This is a genomic window from Caballeronia sp. ATUFL_F1_KS39, from assembly GCF_023630985.1.
Taxonomy (GTDB): domain Bacteria; phylum Pseudomonadota; class Gammaproteobacteria; order Burkholderiales; family Burkholderiaceae; genus Caballeronia; species Caballeronia zhejiangensis.
The window spans coordinates 1-257 of sequence record NZ_JALQDZ010000109.1 but is presented as its reverse complement, the minus strand read 5'-3'; the positions used below and the strand labels follow the sequence as shown (position 1 = coordinate 257).

The following is a 257-nucleotide window of genomic DNA, read 5'->3' as shown; positions in this document are numbered from 1 at the left end:
CTTTCAGGCCGCTCGCCGGGTCCGCTTCCTCGATCACGCCGGACAACTCGTGGCCCATCACTCGCGGATACGAGAGATAGGGCTGATTGCCGGTGAAGATGTGCAGGTCGGTGCCGCACACGCCGACGCGCTTCACGCGCAACAGCACTTCGTTCTCGCCGCGCCGCGGCTTCTCGCGCTGTTCGGCTTTCAGGGTTCCGGGCGTTTCGCAGATGACGGTCAGCATGCTTTTGTCTCGTGGTGTCTTTGGAGTGGGG

1 protein-coding gene is annotated in these 257 nt (G+C 63.4%); it reads right to left on the bottom strand.

Annotation, left to right across the window (positions count from 1 at the left end; all coding sequences use genetic code 11):
• The coding region (locus NCR93_RS31765; protein ID WP_250532477.1) for an alcohol dehydrogenase catalytic domain-containing protein at window positions 1-226 on the bottom strand (226 nt) is incomplete at its 3' end.
• Window positions 227-257 lie beyond the last annotated feature (31 nt).